Source organism: Methylotuvimicrobium buryatense, from assembly GCF_005931095.1.
In the GTDB taxonomy this organism is placed as follows: domain Bacteria; phylum Pseudomonadota; class Gammaproteobacteria; order Methylococcales; family Methylomonadaceae; genus Methylotuvimicrobium; species Methylotuvimicrobium buryatense.
Genome location: NZ_CP035467.1, coordinates 3,936,763 through 3,955,797 on the forward strand (window position 1 = coordinate 3,936,763; position 19,035 = coordinate 3,955,797).

The window sequence follows — 19,035 nt, forward strand, 5'->3', positions numbered from 1 at the left end:
CGCCAACGCGACCATGAACATAACAGCCATAGGTATCTTTTCCATTTTGGGTTATTTAGCCGCAACCGGCTTTTTGATTCGAGAAACCGTTACCGAGAATACACAAAAACCTTCGATTTACTTAGGTTGGCTCGGCGCATCCGCCCATGGAGTCTACACCTTAGTCATCATCGAACGACAAAGCGGACTGAATTTCGGCTTTTTTGATACGGCGTCGCTGGTATCCATGCTGGTCGCCTTGTTAATTCTTTTCGCCACCTTCGATAAACCGGTGGAAAAACTAGGCATTGCGGTATTTCCGACGGCCGCGATACTGCTCGGCTTGGATATGCTCTTCCCCTTTCAAGCCCAGACAAGCTTGCGCTACGACTGGCCGATGAGCATACACATCCTAACCTCGATTTCGGCCTTTAGCCTATTGAATGTCGCGGCTTTACAAGCCATGCTTTTGGCCATTCAAGACCGGCAACTTCGTAGCCACCAGCCTAAACGCGTCATTCGATCCCTGCCGCCTCTACAGGCAATGGAATCGTTATTGTTTCAAATGATCGGAGCCGGCCTTTTTTTCCTAACCATTTCGCTGGTCAGCGGAGCCTTGTTTATCGACGATTTATTTGCTCAACATTTAGTACATAAAACCGTACTATCGATCGTCGCCTGGATCATATTTTCCGGCTTATTGTTGGGCAGAATCCGATACGGATGGCGCGGACAAATTGCTATCCGCTGGACATTAACCGGCTTTGTACTGCTGCTGCTGGCTTATTTCGGCAGTAAGTTGGTGTTGGAGATTATTTTGCAGAGGCGTTGAGATAACACCGATCCACCGTATTGCGGCATTAGCTACTCCATATTCTGCAGATAGGCCTTGTTGACCGACTCAACTTTTCTAAAACGGCACAACTGCTCTGCCACCGCCGCCTTCTCGGTCTCCGCCAGATCAATGACTTGATTCATCAGCGCTTGAAGCTTGTTGAGCAGCTCCATATTCTCATTAAGAACGCCACCAGGCTCTGCAATAAGCGCTCTGACTTGCCGCCCTTGAACGAGCTGCAACTCATTGACCGCATCCCACTCTCCCCGCAAAGCATGCGCAACAATATTCTCGGTCAGCGTGACGACCTGGGCCAGCTCGTGTTTATTTGTGCGGTTGGCGCTCATTTCCTAGGCACCTACAGCATCCCAGGCGACCTTGATCTCTTTCAGCAATCCGCTGACTTCATCCAAAATAGCCACGTCGTTTTTCAGGTTTGCCTCAAGCAGGCGCCTTTCCATATACTCGTATAGATTATCCAAATTCTGAGCGATCTCACCTTGCTTCAAATCCAGACTCGAGCGCAACCCCCCAATGATCGCAATCGCCCGACTAATGTTTTCGCCTTTTTCGGCAATCTGGTTGCGCATCAACGCCCCTTTTGCAATTGCAATGCGCTGCAAGCCTCCCTCGTAAAGCATTTGAATCAGCCTATGCGGACTCGCCTCCTCGATTTCGGCAACCATTCCTGACTTGTAACTGTTTACTGCGTACTGCCTGACACCTGAATTCATTTCCGCACCTTTTATATTTCGCTTGAAGTTGCTTTATGTATCGGCATGATTTTATTTTTTTTAAATCCAAAAAACAAAAAAGCCGGAGATTTTCGGCTTTTTTGTCATGCTTTTTGTCTCCCAGGAACACCCCGCCACCGCTAGACATAAATCAAGGATAAGCGGCGTGCATTTTTATTTAAACCCTCAAACTGAAAAAGGAATGCGTCGCCTGCCGATACTTGCCATCCCGGCCAATGTGACTTCGATGCCGTTTATTGTTACCTACCACTTACGCCTCCGAAATCGCGATCAAGGGATCGATCCCACAAAAGAATCCAAGCCCCGTGTGAACGCCGCGTACTTTGGGGGCCAGTGTAGCCAATTCAGCCTTGACCACGACCGGAACGTTTAGGACGGGGTTACAAACCCATACGCATCAAGCTAAGCGTAGCTCCCCGCAGCTAAACCGTTATCGAGTTCCTCCGACGAGTCTGAGAAGCTGTCCAAGTATCCTACTTGTTGTGTAATCAATTGCCGAGTCGTGCGCCGCTTTCGCTTGGCTTTAAGCAGCCTTCGCAGGTTACCTAACAGCTTACGCATCAGCGTGTCGAACTGCCGCGCGACAAAGGCTTTCAAAAACCGATCCTGTCGCAACAACCATTGGATAGCTTTGTCAAAAGACAGTTCGCGACCTTCGTTTTCCGCCTGCCGTGCAGCCAGCGCGAGCAACCGTTGCACGGTCAGAATGACGATCAGACGCCCATAGAGAAGACATCGGATACGTTCCGGACGCGTGCCTTTCAAGAGGTCGATGCAGAACAACGATTTCCAGTGTTTAAACGTCAATTCGACTTGCCAACGCAAGCGGTACAGGGTACCTAACGCTTCTTTCGGCCAAACATCGGCGGGGACGTTGGTCATGAAGAAGCTATACTTGAGAAATTTCAAGTAGGACAAGCGCGCCCGGCGCCCTTTGCGTTTGGCCGTTTTAATCGCCGCTTTTTGTCGCTTCCGGTAGACCTCTTGCGGCAGCCGATAAACCACTAAGCGGATGGGCAGACGGTGTTTCTCACCGACAAACAGCGAAAACTCCATCGTTTGCTGACCACCGCCGAAACGATTGATGTACTGGATCAGATTAATCGGTGACGCGGCTTCATCGGCGCTCTTATAGAGATTGACGGTATAGCTGAGTCGGCTTAAGAAATACGCACCGATCAGCATGATTTGAGCAAAGGCGGCCAAACTGAAATAGCCCAAATCTCGAATGATCAAATCTCCCTTACGCACTCGCGCGAGCACGTCTGTGGCAAAACCCTGATCGCTGTCGGTGCCCTGACGTATCGCGATATGTTCGGCCCGTTCGTTTTTGACGTCATAGCTGAAATCGATTTTAACGCTGGCCGTGCTGGCGTTACCGCCACTCCCTTTGAACGCTTCGGTCAAGGCTTCGTTCACTTCGATTTGGCTACTGTCTTGCAGTAAAACCCGAGGAAACGGAGCTAGCCATGCGGCTTCTTGTGCCGTCAAAGGCGGACCGACCGTCTCGCGCAAAGTCTTGGTCAGCGCCGCTTCCATAAACTGTACCGCACCATCGCTGTTCATTCGCCCGCACAAGGCTTGCGGTGTCAGATCCACGCCGCTTCGTTCCTCCAGGCTATCGCACAAACCTTCATAACTAATCGTCGGCTCGCTAAGGAATGAGCACGAAATAACTTGAGCAAGTAGTCGTTGCAATGCGGTAAAGTTAACGAACCTAAAACATTACCCCAAAACTTATAGTGAAGCCTGCTTACCCAATAGAAATTGAAAAACAAATGCAAGAAGTGTTCGACCGTCTATCCGAAAAAGATAAGCGTTTGTATGCGGGGGTTGAAGCATTAAAATTTCCTTATGGCGGCATCAGCTATATTGCTCAGCTGTTTTCCTGTTCTCGCAATACCATCCGACGAGGGATAAATGAACTGAAAGAGAAGGCAATTATCCCCAAAAAACGAGATAGAAAAGCGGGCGGAGGTCGAAAACAAACTATTAAAAAACACACGGATATTAATGACGCGTTTCTGTCTATTTTAAAAGAGCATACGGCAGGCGACCCGATGGATGAAACGAAAAAATGGACTAATTTGACGTGTGCCAAAATGGCCTGTCTATTGGCTGAAAAGGGTTTCAAAGTCAGTCGCAATATTGTCAGAAAATTATTAAAAAAGAATGATTATGTGAAGCGTAAGGCCTTGAAAAAGAAAGCGGCTGGCGGGCATGTAAATCGTAATGCGCAATTTGAGAATATCAGTCAATTGAGAGCTTTATATACGGCGGCGGGAAATCCTGTCATCAGCGTGGATACCAAGAAAAAGGAGCTGATTGGTAATCTGTTTCGCGATGGCAAGATCTATACCACTCAAACAGTTGAAGTTTATGATCATGACTTTCCGTCATTAGCCGAAGGCGTTGCCGTACCTCATACGCTTTATGATACTGAGCGCAACGAAGCCTACGTCAACATTGGGACAAGCCGTGACACCAGCGAGTTTTCCTGTGATTCGATTCGTCACTGGTGGTACACCTATGGCAACCTCTACTATCCGCTGGCAACATCCATTTTATTGCTGATGGATGGCGGTGGCAGTAACTCATCCAGACACTATATTTTCAAACAGGATTTGCAGGCATTAGTGGCAGAAATAGGCATTGAAATACGGATAGCGCATTATCCTCCGTACACCTCTAAATGGAATCCCATTGAACACCGGGTATTTCCTCATATTACTCGTGAATTATCCGGCATGATTTTAATCAGCCATGTCTTTATGAAAGAGTTAATTGAAAAGACAACAACAAAAGCGGGATTAAAAGTCTTTGCCTGTATTTTTAACAAGGTTTATGAAACGGGCAGAAAAGTTGTGGAGGGCTTTAAAGAATCCATGCGAATTGTATTTGATAAGCATCTGAGGCAATGGAATTATGTCGCCATACCTGAAGCGGTAAATTTATAAGTTGCTCAAGTTATTTCGTGCTCGTTCCTAAGCGTATCGACCGTCAGCAGATTTAAAAAAATCGCTGCCGGTCAAGCGACTCGTGCTGCGTTGAATAAATCCGCTAGACTTGGCCAAGGTTTCACAGGTTTCTTCGTCGAACCAAGTGGCTAAATACTGGTCAATTTGATGTGTGAGCGTTTCAATCGGGGCGGCTTCCATTTCTGGTTATCCATTGAGTAATGTGGACCGCAAACTATACATCCCAAAGCGGATTTGTGAAACCGCGTAGTACGCAGGGTAAACGCATTAAAACTACATATAAAATCAAATGGTTATAATGCGTAGTATTTTCAGTAATTTCATAGCGGCAGCCTTTATTGCCACAAAATAAAAAACTAACAAATAAAATATTCTGCAAGCTTAGGTTGAATAGTCATAACATATTGATATGACATTTATTTTAATGCGTTTGCCCTGGCGTAGTACGCTCTCGACCACCAAATCGAGGATGGCGATTTTTAGCTTGATGCGTATGGGTTACAAACCCCGTCCTGCCAAGGGTTACCAACCAGAGATGATCAGGCATTTCCCGCCAAATTATCATCCTTGTAACAGGGACAGCACATTTTGCGCTTGCGCGTTTGCTTGGCTCAATATCGCCGTACCGGCTTGTTGCAAGATTTGATTGCGTGTCATCGCGGTGGTCTCGGCCGCGAAGTCGGCATCGCGAATTCGAGAATTGGCGGCGGACAGGTTCTCTGCAACATTATCCAAATTGCGGATCGTCATCTCGAAGCGGTTCTGCACTGCGCCAAGTACTGCCCTGAGCCCATCGACTTGCTCTAAGGCACTGTCGACTGATCTCATTAGCGTATTGGCTCCTTGCACCGTCGTTACATCGGCACTTTGTATCGTGCCGGTAGCTTGGACATTGTCTTGCATGCCCTCCCCAATGGCAAAATCATCGCCCGCCACTAAATTCTTATCAAACCCCTTATCGGCCGTCATCGTGATCGTTTGCTGCGCGGAGATTGTCACATTACCCGCAATTCTCAATGAAACGGCACCACCGGCTCCAGCTGCAAAATTAGCTTCCGCATTATCATGAACCGCAGCACCTCCGCCGGCAAACAGCAGATTCGACGCTTCGCCACTCTTGGTTTCTATCACGATATCGCGGCCATCTTCGGCGTAGAACTCCAACGCGCCGTCTTTATTGATGCTTGCGGTCACGCCGGTCAAATTGCTTTTCGAGTTGATTTGGTTGACCAACGAACCGTCCGCGTCATTTTTTTGGAAGACCGCCGGCCCCATGTCGACACCGTTGACTACCAGACCATCATAGGTAATCGAGCCCGCCCCGACATTACTAAACGGCGCGGTGATTTGCCCATCGGAATTAATATCGCCGGATGCCGCGCTCAAAACGCTGAAGCGTGTTTCGGCGGCCGCATAAACGCCTTCCAGCACGACCTTGCCGTCTGTCCCTGTATAGTTTCCTTCCCTGATGCTGTTGATTCGATCCGCGATATCTTTAGCGATACCGGCGCCATAATTCAAACCGGTCGTATCGGTAATGTCGCCCGATGACCTCAAGGCAATATGACCGCCATAACGCGCATCGGCGATATCGACTTCGTTGTACCCGGCCACCTCGATTTTGAAATCGCCAAAAGCGATAAAACTAGTATCTTCGGCGACCGCATCTGCCGTTTTGGCAATTCCGACATAGCCGCCAGCTCCTAAATCGATTCGATGACCGACCGTTTGCACGGCGCCCGGTTGTTGACCCAGCGCGCTGGCGCGCATATCGCCCATTTTGACCGCCAACATCTGTCCGGGACCCGCGCCGATTTGAAAACTGAACTCGCTATCTTCACCGCTCAACAATTTCTTGCTGTTGAATTCGGTCGTATTGCCGATACGATTGATTTCGTCGACCAATTGACGGACTTCCAATTGCAGAGCCTGCCGATCGGACACAGAGTTGGTATCATTGGCGGCCTGTACCGCCAGAGTGCGCATCCGTTGCAGCGCATTGGTTACTTCCTCGAGCGCACCCTCGCCGGTTTGCGCCAGCGATATACCGTCATTGGCGTTACGCGAGGCCTGATTGAGTCCATTGATCTGCGATTGGAAGCGGTTGGAAATCGCAAGCCCCGCCGCGTCGTCTTTCGCACTGTTGATGCGCAAACCCGAAGATAAGCGTTGCATGTTGGTCTGCAATGCGGATTGCGATTTGTTCAAATTACGTTGCGCGGTAAGCGCCGATATATTGGTATTGATAATTTGTGCCATTTCTTGACCCCTGTATTTACGCGGCGCCAAAAAGAGCCGCCTTGTTAATTAGCGCTGATCGCCGCAACCGGCTATCGCTTTCATAAGTCACAAGGCACGTTCCATACCAAATATTTTTTTGTAGCAATATCAGTCTTTTGCACATCCATCACCGCGCGATTATCAAAATCATGACGCGAAGCCAGAAAAAAATGCCAACTCCGTCAAAATTTCGTCGACACAAAAAAGCCGCATCGAGATTCTCTCGATGCGGCTTGCATTAATCTTCGTTCGTAATTACTTATTTACTGTTGGCGCTCGGTAAATTTTGCAGCTGTGCGCTCAAGAAATCGCTGGTCGCGCGCATTTGCCCAACCATCAAATCCATCGCCATGAACTGAGCCCTGAGTCGTGTTTCCAGGCTCTCCATTCGTTCGTTCAATCGTGTTCTTCTACCTTCTATTTCCTTAATTTCCCGATTGAAATCGTTAGTACGCTGCGTCAGCACGCCATCGCTCGACAAAAAACTGCCGACCAAGGTATTCAGCTCTTGTGCAAAACCCTTAGTAAAACTCACCGTGCCTCGCTCCCCCAAAACTCCACCGATCACGTCAATCTGCAAACCTGCAGCATCACCGGCTCCGGTCAAGCGCGTTCCATTGCCCGTTGCACTAACACCGCCAATTGTGCCGGCGACATCCTGTCCCGCCAAACCGGTCGCATTGAACAAGCCTAAAGATGAGCTACCAGCGTTGATGTTGCCGATGGCTATCGTCGAATCGCTGCCGTAGCGCGCGGATTTAATCGATAATTTTCCATCCTCGAAAGAGACTTGCACCGAACGATTAGCGTTCAACAACGCCGAATCCTTGTTGATCTGACTCTGCAGTTCGCGCGCCAACTCATTACCGGTCAAACCCGTTTTTTCACCCAGCGTGATCGTCCCCGATTGGGCACCATCGACAGTGATCCGGAAGGCGCTGCCCTCGGCGATATCGAATGGCTCGCTGCCGATATCGCCGCCGGTATAAGCCCCTTGACTGGCTAATTGCGTAATATTGACAGCATAACTACCCACCTTGGTTTCACTGGATGACGCGAAGTAACTGATGTTATTGCCCGATGCGCGACCGACCGTCGTAAACAACGCCGCAAAATCATCGATATTGGCATCCAAAGCCCGATTCATGCGCGTATTATCCAAACTCAACGTGCCGTCCCGTGCGGTCGTAATACCGATATCGGCCAGTGCTCGCAAAGGCCCGGATAAGCCGGTCACGACATTGCCCATGATTCGCTGCATTTGATTATTGATGCTGCGGATCGCGGAATCGCCGGTCAATAAAGACGCCTTTTTTTCTTCCGCGTCATAGACGCTGGACTTGTTCAGCACACCCCGAAGCTCGTTATAACTGGTAACGAAATTTTCCACCGCCTCCTTGATGCTGTCCTTATTCGCTTGGATCGACAATGTGGTCGGCGCACCCTCGGCCATTTCCTTCAAATCCAGCGTTACGCCGCTAATGACGCCACTGATCGAGTTAGTCGAACGCGAAACCTCGATACCGTCCACCATCAGCTGTGCATCCCTTGCTTCAAGCGTTTGCTGCATGTTTTTGCCGGAACCCGCCTCGGCGGTCGGATCGAACGCCAGCTGACCAAGACCGCTGTCATCGAGCAACGGATTGCCCTCGGCGTCGGCCACATCGATTTTCATGCTACTCGCCGCCCCGCTATCGGAACCCAACACCAAACGGAAACCGTTACCGTCGTTCAAAATCGACGCGGTAACGCCAATACCGGCCCCATTAATCGAATCGCGAATGTCGGCCAAACTGCTACCCGCCGCGATGTCTATCGCCCGCGCCGGTTTTTTGTCGTTTTCTGTAAATACGTTGGTGTCGCCGTCATAAGTGCCGAAACTGATGGTCAATTTACCGCCGCCAATCACAGACGAAGTATCGGCAAGACTCTTTGTCGCCAGTTTCTGCCCTTGCGCCAACTGCTTGACCTCGACAGAATAGCTGCCGGCCACCGCAGCGCTGCTGACCGTCGTTGAAAACAAGCGATCATTGCCGACGCTCGCGGTCTTGCTCTGAAACGCCGTCAACGAGTTGAGTCCGCGCAGCGCGCTTTGAAAGTCCGAAACCGAACTCTTGACGATCCCCAAAGTCGACAGCCTGGCCTGGACCAGCGCCTCCTGACTCGCAAAGCGCGTCTCCGCGGGCTTGCGCTCGGCTGAGAGCAACTGTGTCACGATGTTGTTGATGTCTAAATTGGACCCGACACCGGGGGCTTGAATGCCTGCCATGACAGCTCTCCATTAAACCTCGTTAGACCCTTCCCTGAACCAACATACCGGTAATATCGTCCTGATCGAGTTGCTCAGCCATCTGCCGTGAAATTCTCAGAAGCTCCTCAGCCGGGATTTGTTTGATCTGGTCGCCGGATTTCGCATCGATGATCTTGATGACCGTCCGACCGCTATCTTCGTCCACATTGAACTGAATACTGCGCCTTTCGTTTTGCAGAGCGGTGTTGATTTGCGTGACCATGTCGTCCAAATCCCGCTGATCGAGTTGGCTTTTTTCATCCTTTTCGGTATGCACATTGCTCAACACACCGGATGCCGGCGCGTTTTTTGAAACCGTATCGACAGAACTGGCGATGACCGGATTACCGGTCGCCTTGTCTATCAAAGGGTTTTTTTTCATATCCGGCACTGGTTGCAACGAACCTATTGAGGGATATACGTTTTTGATTCCCGTGTCCATAATGTTTACCCCTTAGCTAAAAACCGGAACAGCCTTCGGAAGACAGTTCCGGTTATTTTAACTGCTTACCGTAACAATGACATCACGTTTTGCGATTGGGCATTGGCTTGCGCCAACATCGAAATACCGGCTTGTTGCAAGATTTGATTGCGTGTCATCGCCGTGGTTTCGGCGGCGAAGTCAGCATCGCGAATCCGAGAATTCGCCGCGGACAGATTCTCCGAGACGTTATCTAGGTTACGGATGGTCATTTCAAAGCGGTTTTGTACCGCACCTAAATTCGCCCGCAAACCATCTACTTGTGACAAGGCGCTGTCCACAGATTTCATCAGGATATTGGCACCCCGGACAGTGGTGACATCGGCGAGCTGGATAGAACCTACCGCCTGCTTATTCTCCTTCATCTCATCGCCAATGGCCGTAGCGGCTCCGGATGCAAATCCTGCATTAGCGGCCGCCGTCCCACTCGTCGTAATCGTGTCTTGGGCAGAGAGCGTAACACGGCCAGCAACCCGTAGTTCCAGCGCAGCCTGAAAGTCTATCCGGTTAGTGTCGGCCGTATCAACTGCCGTCCCACCTGCCGCAAACAGCTTGTTCGCGTCTTCCGCCGCTTTGGTTTGGATGATGATATCGCGCCCGTCTTCCGCATAAAGCTGCAATACGCCATCTTTGTCGACACTGGCCGTGACACCGGTGACATTGCTTTTTGAATTGATTTGATTGACCAACGAACCGTCCGCGTCTTTTTCTTGGAAGCTCACAGGCCCCATATTGACGCCATTGATGGTCAGGCCGTCATGGGCAATGGTGCCTGCACCCACATGCCTGTAGCCGTCAATCGGGGCACCAGAAGCCATGGCAGCAGTAGCATCGCCACTGGCCACGCTAGTGATAGAGAAACTGGTTTCCGCCTTTGCATAAACGTCTTGCAAGATAGCTTGTCCACTGGCATCAGTCAGCCCTTTAGCTGCGATGTCATTAATCCTGGCCGCAATGTCTTTGGCAATACCGCCGCCATAATCAAGAGAATTGACATTGGTCAAATCGCCACTGGATTTCCATTCAATGTTTCCGCCATAACGGGTTTCGGCAATATCCACTGTGGATTGGCCAGCAACTTCAATCGTAAATTGACCAGACGAAACAGCGGCTCCGGACAATGCGCCAGCCGCAGTTAAATCTTGGATACCGACATTGCCTGATTCATTGGCACCCAACGCCACCCGGGTACCTGTAGTTTGCACGGCACCTGGTTGTTGACCCAAGGCACTGGCGCGCATATCGGCCATTTTGACGTTGAGTTGTTGGCCGGCATTAGCGCCAATTTGGAAACTAAATTCGCTATCTTCGCCGTTCAATAACTTCTTGCCGTTAAACTCCGTCGTGCCACCGATCCGGTTGATCTCATCGACCAATTGCCGGACTTCAGCCTGCAGCGCTTGCCGGTCGGAAGCGGAGTTGGTGTCGTTGGCCGCTTGTACGGCCAGGGTACGCATGCGTTGCAGCGCGTTGGTGACCTCGTCCAGCGCGCCTTCGGCAGTTTGCGCCAAGGAGATGCCGTCATTGGCGTTACGGGAGGCTTGGTTAAGGCCGTTGATTTGGGATTGGAAGCGGTTGGAAATCGCCAAGCCGGCCGCGTCGTCTTTGGCACTGTTGATACGTAAGCCGGAAGACAGGCGTTGCAGGTTGGTTTGCATCGCGCTTTGTGATTTGTTCAGTTGCCGCTGCGCATTGAGCGAGGCAACATTGGTGTTAATGACTTGTGCCATGATGACTCTCCTTATTAACTACGTTTATGTTCTGATCGAAACTGGTTAAGACTTTCTTTTTATCTCGCTGAAGTTATCGACCAAAGCTTTCCAAGCTTTAATATTTTTTGGGCGCGATATATCAAAAGCCCGTCATCATGGCGTCAATGCGCTAAACCATTCATCCAGGTGGTCCTCCAACATGAAATTCACCAACACCCATTGCTGTAAAGCCAGCCCTTCTGCACGCAAAGCATCCGGCTCGGCCAACTTTTCTCTGACCGTCTTGATCCAATAACTCGCATTATGACCAACCCGCGTTACCGGAGCATTTTGATAGGGATACACATCGGAACAGACGACCGGCCATCCCAAAATACCGTACTCCAGTAAACGCAAATTGGTTTTCGCCATGTTGAAATTATTGTATTCCAACGGTGCGATCGCCAAATCCAAATCCAGACTGGCAAGTTTAGCCGGGTACTGATCGAATAAAACACCACTGTGAAATTCTTTACTAAAAGGCCTGAGCATATCTGGACACATCCCCATAAACACCCAATCGATTTCATTTGCAGTCGCCTCAACCACCGGCAAAATCAATTCCAAATCCCCCTGATGCTGCCCTCCTCCGGCCCAACCGACACGCGGCTTGCCATCTCGCTGTTCGGTGAATTTGATATCCAAACCCAGCCAACGTGCTTTTTCAAGATAATTCGGCACCAGGCGCACATCTTGGCTATATTTGCCGTATTCTTCTTTCAATGGTTCGGTAGCCACAATCAAACGGTCGGACTGCTCCAACAATTTTCTTAAACGCTTACGCAAATCCTTCGGCCACTTGCCTTGCAACGGATGTTTTTTCGGCAACATATGAATCAAATCATCTTGCGAAAAAATCTGGAAAACATTGTTAAAACGCTTATATTGCGTCCAAGCATTGATCAAATAATCGGCAAAACCGTTTTGCAGCATCATTACATCAGGCTTAACCCGCTCGATTTCGACAATATCGGGAATCAGCGTTTCGCTATGGTTCGGCAAGAGACTGCTTTGTATCATCGCCGCATTGGTCAATACCCGTAAAGGCGCTCTGACTCGATATTCGCCAATGCCGGTATCGTTGCCAGGGAAGGCATAAACCCGCAAACGATCATGAAAATCAGGATTCCAGGTCACATCAGTTTCGGTTTCGATTTGAAAATGACGGTGCTTGAGACTGAGATTGCGGTTATAGGCAGGATCGTTGGCCAGTTGCGGGAGCCATTTTTTCACCATGCCGTCGGCTTCTTGCCGGGCACGCTTGACATTATCGGGATTTCTGTCCGCTTTGATGGAACTGGAACCATGATGTACTTCGGTCACATAAGGTGTCCAAACGATTTTATAACCCCGTTCGCGTACTTTCAGGCACAAATCGACATCATTGAACAGCACCTTGAAGTTTTCCGCATCCAAGCCGCCGACATCAAAATAAATCGATTTCCGGATCAATAAACAAGCGGCGGTCACGGCCGAAAAATTTTGTACGACTTGCGCCCGGTTCATATAACCGGGATCGGTTAAGGGCAGACTGATATGTGGATGATCGGCGACGCCGAACGGCCCCATGCCCAAAATCACGCCGGCGTGTTGCAGGGTTTGGTTCGGAAAAACCAAGCGCGCGCCAACAATACCGACTTCATCGCGCAAACCGTGATTGAGCAAACGCTCCAGCCATTGCTCCTGAATAATAACGGTATCGTTATTCAATAAAACTAAGTAGTCGCCATTGGCTTGCTCGGCCGCAGCGTTGTTAATCGCGGAATAATTATAAGGCTTGGCATATTTAATAACCCGAACGTGATTATATTCCTGCTCTAATTTTTGGAAATATTCCAAAGTCTCCGACTTTTCACTTTGGTTATCGACGACCAAGACTTCATAGTTTGGATATTGAGTTTTATCGAGCAAACTTTCGACGCAGGGCTTTAATAAATCCAGCCGGTCACGCGTAGGGATTATAATGGAAACCAGCGGCGTTTGCGGCCAGCGATAAACAATATTGAAGGTATTCGGCAAATACCCTTCTTGAATATCCACCTCGATATTTCGCCTTTTGAAATGTTCCATCAACGCCTGTCGGTGTAACGATTCCGTTAGACTTTGTATTTTATTTGGCGGCAGATGAATTAATACTTCGGGGATATGAGCCAATGCAGCCTCGCCACACTGATCCAGCACATGCAAGGCAAAATCGTAACTTTGCGCTTCGCCATCCGTATGCCAACCGCCTAAAACTTTAAGCGCCTGTGCCGATATTGCACACGCACCTAGATAGTTATAGGAATAAAGATAATCGATGTTGACATCGGGTTTAAAGCGGGGGTTTTGATAACCGCCGGTTGAGCCGCGTTCATCATCGTCACAATAAAACAAGCGCGCCTGCGGATACAAATTGATATAGTCGCCTAAACAGAGCAAGGCTTGCACTTCCCATTGCGTGCCAGCGGGCAATCGCCAAAACCAAACACGCTCATCGTCACTGAGTAACGCATTCAATGTATTTTGACGACTGGCGCTATCATTCACAACATGCCAACTGACGATATCGATTTCATCAAAAGAGCTGTCCGGCGCCGGGAAAGGCGCCAGAATCACCAATCGCCATTCGCCGTATAACTGCTGAGACAGGCTATCGATCGTATCCGCCAAACCCTGTTCTTCCCCAGGCGCAACCTCGACTAAAATATGAATAATCGGTTGTAATCGCCAATCACGCAACATGCGTTCGGCGAATAATTGGGCGTCGGCTTCGGTGATTTGCCTTTCCTGTAACCATTGCTTATAAAGGTCGGCTGGTTTGGGTTGATCGGCCTTATTTTGTTTATAATTTATTGTAATGGGGCCAGAAGCTTGATTACCCGATCGACTCTGTTCTTTTTGAAAATATTCTAGTAATGAATTTCGTTGCGCTTGAATCGCGGGATCGTCTACCGGGTATTTTTTATAAATTCGACTAAAGAGATCGAAAAAGTTTTTCCGTTCATTTCTAGAAACATTGTCTTTAACATTATTTCTTGAACGAGCTTGGACTGTTATATCATCTAACCTTCGAATTTTAAAATGCATTGAAAGTGACAATATTAAATCCCAGTCTACTAAAGCAGTTAATGATTCATCAAATCCTCGAATTTTAATAAGACATGACTTTCTATGTGCCAGAAAAATTAGCCCAATGTAGTTTTTAACAAGTAGCTTATCTAGTGAATGTTCAGAATTAATATATGGATATTCTTTCTTTATATCTATTCTCTCACCATTTTCAATAGTTTCAGAAACCCACTCGCCCTGTGTAAATACTACTGGATCACTAGAATTAATCAGCGCATTAACAACAATCTCAAGGTGATTTGGAAAATACATATCATCATCGTCTAAGTAAGTAATAATCTCACCTTGAGCTAGTTCAAGACCAACATTTCTAGCTGCTGCATGTCCCTTAGATGACGGCAAATGTATATAATGAATTTTATTGCGACCTTGATCAATTGCCTCTACTAAGGGGCCGACATCACAGCCGCCATCGTTGATGACAATAGCCTGCCAGTTATCATAAACTTGCTCAATAATCGACTTGAGCGCATATTGCAGTAATTCCGGCCTGTTCTTAGTCGGCATCACGACAGTAACCAGAGGTTTAGCAGATAAAGGACGTAATCGATTAGAACTTTTTATTATTTTTGACTTAACAGCATCGATACGACAGCCAAGTTCAGACAAAATCTTTTCTGGATTACTAGCATTCTTTTTTAAAAGCGCTATATTAAACTCAATGAAATTTAGAATTTTCTCTTCAAAACCTGAAAGCCTATGTAAATTTTTATTTGTTATGTATTTTTCCCACAAAAATAAGTTATCAATTAAATGCTGTCCTTTATGATATTGAAACTGACCAGATGATTGATTTTCGTGCTTACGATGTACAGCATGTATAGTATTCGTATATGAAAAACAAGCCCCATTTTGAGATAAAAACAAAAGGATATCAGTGTCATAACCAACAAAACCATCAGGAAACGAAGACACTGAGAAGTCTTTAATATAATCCTTAAGAAAACCTGTCTTTATCGCACAAGCCCCAATCTTAATATGTACCCCAGAGCTGATAATGGTAGCAAATTCGTTTCTTAATCCTGTATAACTAAAATCAACCAGTCCTGGATGCTTATTTATCGATGTTAATTTACCTTTCTCGTTAACATAATTAACATTAGAATAAAATACATCGATATTCTTATTTTTCAAAAACCCAAGATAAATCAACTCGATAAAACCAGGATACAAATAGTCGTCTGATGCCAACAATAAACTAAAGACACCTTTAGCCAAGGATATACACTTAAACCCATTAGCTCCCATCCCTATATTTTCTTCATTTCTAAAATAAACCACTCTATTATCACTAAGATAGGGCTCAATAACAGCATCTGTATTGTCTTCCGAACAATTATTTCCAATAATTAGCTCTATTTCAACAGAATCACATGACAAAACGCTTTCAATAGCTTTTTTTATATAAGCTCCATGATTGTAAGTTGGCATTAAAATAGAAATAAAAGGCTTATTATCAGTAGTTGACATCATTATAGTTTACTTAGTAAAAATATGACTTAGGGAGTTTCGCTCGCCGTGTAGAGCCGATGCGAACAAACCAGTTGGCTTCAGCTTCGTTCAGTTATTATCCGACAATTCATCGAGAATCTCTAATTTTACCTAACTGGTAATCGTTTAGCCCCCCCCCTGTTCCTATCACGCCAAAACCGGCATAGGCAAACGAGGGACAGGTTGGTTTTTACGGCGTTCGGCCAGTGTTTGAGCAATAAACTCCCAAGGATTCAGGTCTCTCAAACGCGCGGTATCAATCACGCTCGCCAGCAAGGCAACCACGCGACTGCCTTGGGCCGTCCGCGAACCGAAGGTGATTTTGCGCAGCAATACCCAGTGCCGCAAACTGCGTTCCGCGACGTTGTTGGTCAATGGATGCGCCGGCGTTTCGACCACGCGCACGATGGCCTCCCAATCGTTGAGAAATTCGCCGGCTAATTGTCGGCTGTCAACATGCGCGATGTCTCGGTGCGTCTCGCAGAGCGAGCGCAGCAAGGTCAGCAACTGTTGATTCTGCGCCCATAAGGATTCGGCATCCGGCGGCGATTCGCGGAGTCGGTGGATGTTGCGCATCAACAGGATCATGGCCAATAACAAGGCTTCGCCGAAAGCTTGTCCTTCGCTATCCAGGCACTGATACAGTGCTCGGGCCTTGCGCACCAAGTGCGCCCAACAGCGCAAGCGCCTAGGAAAGATGCGATAGACGCTGTAGCCGTCGGTCATCAGTAAGCCGCAAAACGCTTCCCCTAAGAGCTGGTTCACGACGAGACGATGGCGTTTGCCCACTTGATAAATCACCGTCTGTGCGCTGACAAAGACCCAGAGCCAAAATAACTGCCCGGCTTCTTTCCAGGGTGTTTCATCGATATGTAAGAGGCCGGCGGCCTTGAGTTCCGCGATCAACTGCTCGTCGACGACCGGCGCAACGGCACGTCCCGCTTCATGAATGCATTGATTGATGGTGCTGGTGCTGAGGTAGATTCCCAGCCAATCGCGCAAATAGGCTTGGATTCTGCTGCGCGATGCCCGTAGGGACAATGAGAGATAAACCAAAAAGCTAACCAACCGAGGGCCGCACAGATGCCATTCGCTCAGGGCTACGCTCCAGCCATCTTCGTCGGCGCCTCGCCCGGGCTCGGCGCGGGTTTGATGACCGCAGGGACAGGTCGCCGAGAAGTAGTCATGTCGGCTATGTTCGATTTGTAATTTCGGCGATTCGGCGTTGCCGATTTCAAGCTCCAGTTCGAACCGGGCGTTCCAGGGTCGGTAGTCGGTGTTGTCGGCAAACGATTGCCTACACGCGGCGCAGCAATCCGGGCGATGCTCAATTGTCCGTGTCACCGGTAAGGTCAGGTTGCGGCTATAGCCTGGGCTACCGACTTGGCGCCCGGCTTTTTTAGGCTTTCCGCTATCACCGGTCGCCGCCGGAGGTGTTGCCGAGTCCTGGCTAGGTAAGTCATCTGACGAAGACTCAGACGAATCCAGTGCCGACAAGTCGTCCGTTGCCGGCGCTTCTTCCGACGGTTCGGCGCTGGATTGATTCGATTGCCAAGGCTCCCGGGATGACGGCGGACGCGAACTCGTATCCGGGGATTGTTTGAGTCGTTCTCGGGCTTCTTTGAGATCCGCCAACAGTTGCTTACTCAATGGACGCAACTCACCCTCCGGCAAATCATCCAGATAGTCCGTGTCCATTTGGCTAAGGTCTCGGTCGCTCAACGTCATGTCCTATAGCTTTTCATGTTTTAACGTGAGTTGCTACTTTTTTAGTGATGGGGGCTAAACGATTACCCTAACTGCCATGTACGGACGGAAACCGGTTACAAATAGACATTATCGAAAACTCAGTCTTCGACTCATTGAGATTAAGTGGTCGAGCAGGATTTCAGATGAAGCCAAATCTATTAAATTACAACAACTCATCTTAAACTTGACGTTCCTTTGGAATAGCATAAATCACGGCACCCGTGCCGCACCAGGCATGCATACGAAACAGAAAAAGATATTCCGACAAATGTTCCATGAGCCAAGTCGCTGTGCGCCAAAGGCCATCACAATTATGATAGACCGTAATTGCCAGTATTGGTCGATATCGCTTTAAGGTCTTCAACCCACCTTGCAAAGCAGCTAGTTCGCCGCCTTCAAGATGGATTTTTGCAACGCTGCAAGGAATATTAAGATAATCCAAGGTAAAAGTTTCTACGTTTCCCATAGCTTTTGGCATCAAACGGGATGTTAGGTCGTAACCATGGGCAAAGGGAAAACATCCTTGTTCTTCAGATAGAGCGCACTCCCTAATTTGAATACGGTTCTTTTGATCTGGCTGCAGACTCTTTACCCAATCCCGCAAAGCGCAAGCATTGTCTTTATCCGCCTCAATGGCTACGATTTGTTCAAACTTTCCCTTGGATTCAATCAAAAAACGCTGGCACACCGTGCCGCGCCAAGCTCCTGCGTCAAGAAAACATTCTTCTGAGTTTAGAGCCGATAAAACCTCTGGAATAAAGTAACGATTATCAATAGTTACCGGCGCGGCTGAGAACAACCATTCCTCGCGATGCACCCTCCAGGCCAAAAATTGCAAATGAGCAGCCCGGGAAATATCATCGTACCATGCATCGAGGAGCCGACTTATTTGCTCACGATCATTGGTATTCAAAGCACCGGCAAACCAACCGTTGTTTAGGGGCACTCGTCCAGCATAAGCCTCAGCCACATCATAGAAGGGCCGCACATGAAGCCAGCCCATTGTGTGCAAATAAGATTGAATAGGTGTATAGGGCGCCACCACCACGCATACCGCCACTAAGTGGCTGGCATGATTTTTCTTTGGTGCTTCTTCAGGCAGGTAAACCGGAATACGATCCAACAGCAGATTATTAGCAGGAGGGGATCGATCGATCGCATAGGCAATAGGAATACCCAAGAAATCCATTAATTGAGCAGCCAATTGTCCCAATTTGCCAGCGCCGTACAGAACCAGAGGCCGGTCTACAAGCTGAGGAGCAACCGTAGGAATGCGTACCACAAGATCGTCCAGCAACATTTTGCTTTGGCTTCGATCGGGTAATTCCAATCTCC

Annotated in this window: 13 protein-coding genes; 2 read left to right on the forward strand and 11 right to left on the reverse strand. The window is 48.5% G+C overall.

The features are described from left to right. The first annotated feature begins 13 nt into the window (after nt 1-13). Nucleotides 14-811: a cytochrome C assembly family protein gene (locus EQU24_RS17650; protein WP_017842304.1), complete on the forward strand. Its 798-nt coding sequence runs from the start codon at nt 14-16 to the stop codon at nt 809-811. A 32-nt stretch (nt 812-843) separates the two neighbouring features. Here the strand turns inward: EQU24_RS17650 and fliT are convergent, their stop codons facing one another. The 3 genes from fliT to EQU24_RS17665 form a co-directional block, all read right to left on the reverse strand. Beyond that, nucleotides 844-1,161 carry a flagellar protein FliT gene (fliT, locus tag EQU24_RS17655; RefSeq protein WP_017842303.1) on the reverse strand — a complete coding sequence of 106 codons (318 nt, stop codon included), beginning with the start codon at nt 1,159-1,161 and terminating at the stop codon, nt 844-846. 3 nt (nt 1,162-1,164) lie between these two features. After that, nucleotides 1,165-1,548, reverse strand: a complete 384-nt coding sequence (gene fliS, locus EQU24_RS17660) for a flagellar export chaperone FliS (protein ID WP_026130345.1) — start codon at nt 1,546-1,548, stop codon at nt 1,165-1,167. Between the two features lie 423 nt (nt 1,549-1,971). Further along, nucleotides 1,972-3,267 carry an IS4 family transposase gene (locus tag EQU24_RS17665; protein ID WP_138767208.1) on the reverse strand — a complete coding sequence of 432 codons (1,296 nt, stop codon included), beginning with the start codon at nt 3,265-3,267 and terminating at the stop codon, nt 1,972-1,974. Nucleotides 3,268-3,347: 80 nt separating this feature from the next. On the opposite strand from EQU24_RS17665, the gene EQU24_RS17670 reads away from it, so the two are divergent. Beyond that, nucleotides 3,348-4,526, forward strand: coding sequence for an ISAzo13 family transposase (locus tag EQU24_RS17670; protein WP_138767139.1), 1,179 nt, complete (start codon nt 3,348-3,350; stop codon nt 4,524-4,526). 27 nt (nt 4,527-4,553) lie between these two features. Here the strand turns inward: EQU24_RS17670 and EQU24_RS22550 are convergent, their stop codons facing one another. The 8 genes from EQU24_RS22550 to EQU24_RS17705 all read right to left on the reverse strand — a co-directional run bounded on the left by EQU24_RS22550 (nt 4,554) and on the right by EQU24_RS17705 (nt 19,030). Next, a complete protein-coding gene (locus EQU24_RS22550; RefSeq protein WP_017839982.1) occupies nt 4,554-4,727 on the reverse strand; it encodes a hypothetical protein in 174 nt (57 codons plus the stop codon). A 381-nt stretch (nt 4,728-5,108) separates the two neighbouring features. Beyond that, nucleotides 5,109-6,806 carry a flagellin N-terminal helical domain-containing protein gene (locus EQU24_RS23325; RefSeq protein ID WP_017842297.1) on the reverse strand — a complete coding sequence of 566 codons (1,698 nt, stop codon included), beginning with the start codon at nt 6,804-6,806 and terminating at the stop codon, nt 5,109-5,111. A 280-nt stretch (nt 6,807-7,086) separates the two neighbouring features. Beyond that, nucleotides 7,087-9,096: a flagellar filament capping protein FliD gene (gene fliD / locus EQU24_RS17680; RefSeq protein WP_017842296.1), complete on the reverse strand. Its 2,010-nt coding sequence runs from the start codon at nt 9,094-9,096 to the stop codon at nt 7,087-7,089. Nucleotides 9,097-9,118: 22 nt separating this feature from the next. Continuing rightward, nucleotides 9,119-9,499, reverse strand: a complete 381-nt coding sequence (locus tag EQU24_RS17685) for a flagellar protein FlaG (protein WP_085986421.1) — start codon at nt 9,497-9,499, stop codon at nt 9,119-9,121. Nucleotides 9,500-9,624: 125 nt separating this feature from the next. Beyond that, a complete protein-coding gene (locus tag EQU24_RS23330; protein WP_017842294.1) occupies nt 9,625-11,328 on the reverse strand; it encodes a flagellin N-terminal helical domain-containing protein in 1,704 nt (567 codons plus the stop codon). Nucleotides 11,329-11,463: 135 nt separating this feature from the next. Further along, nucleotides 11,464-15,933 carry a glycosyltransferase gene (locus EQU24_RS17695; RefSeq protein WP_083877799.1) on the reverse strand — a complete coding sequence of 1,490 codons (4,470 nt, stop codon included), beginning with the start codon at nt 15,931-15,933 and terminating at the stop codon, nt 11,464-11,466. 165 nt (nt 15,934-16,098) lie between these two features. Then, complete coding sequence (gene tnpC, locus EQU24_RS17700; protein ID WP_040575330.1) at nt 16,099-17,679, reverse strand: IS66 family transposase; 1,581 nt, start codon at nt 17,677-17,679, stop codon at nt 16,099-16,101. Between the two features lie 199 nt (nt 17,680-17,878). Next, nucleotides 17,879-19,030 carry an FkbM family methyltransferase gene (locus tag EQU24_RS17705; protein WP_175421702.1) on the reverse strand — a complete coding sequence of 384 codons (1,152 nt, stop codon included), beginning with the start codon at nt 19,028-19,030 and terminating at the stop codon, nt 17,879-17,881. Nucleotides 19,031-19,035: the final 5 nt, after the last annotated feature.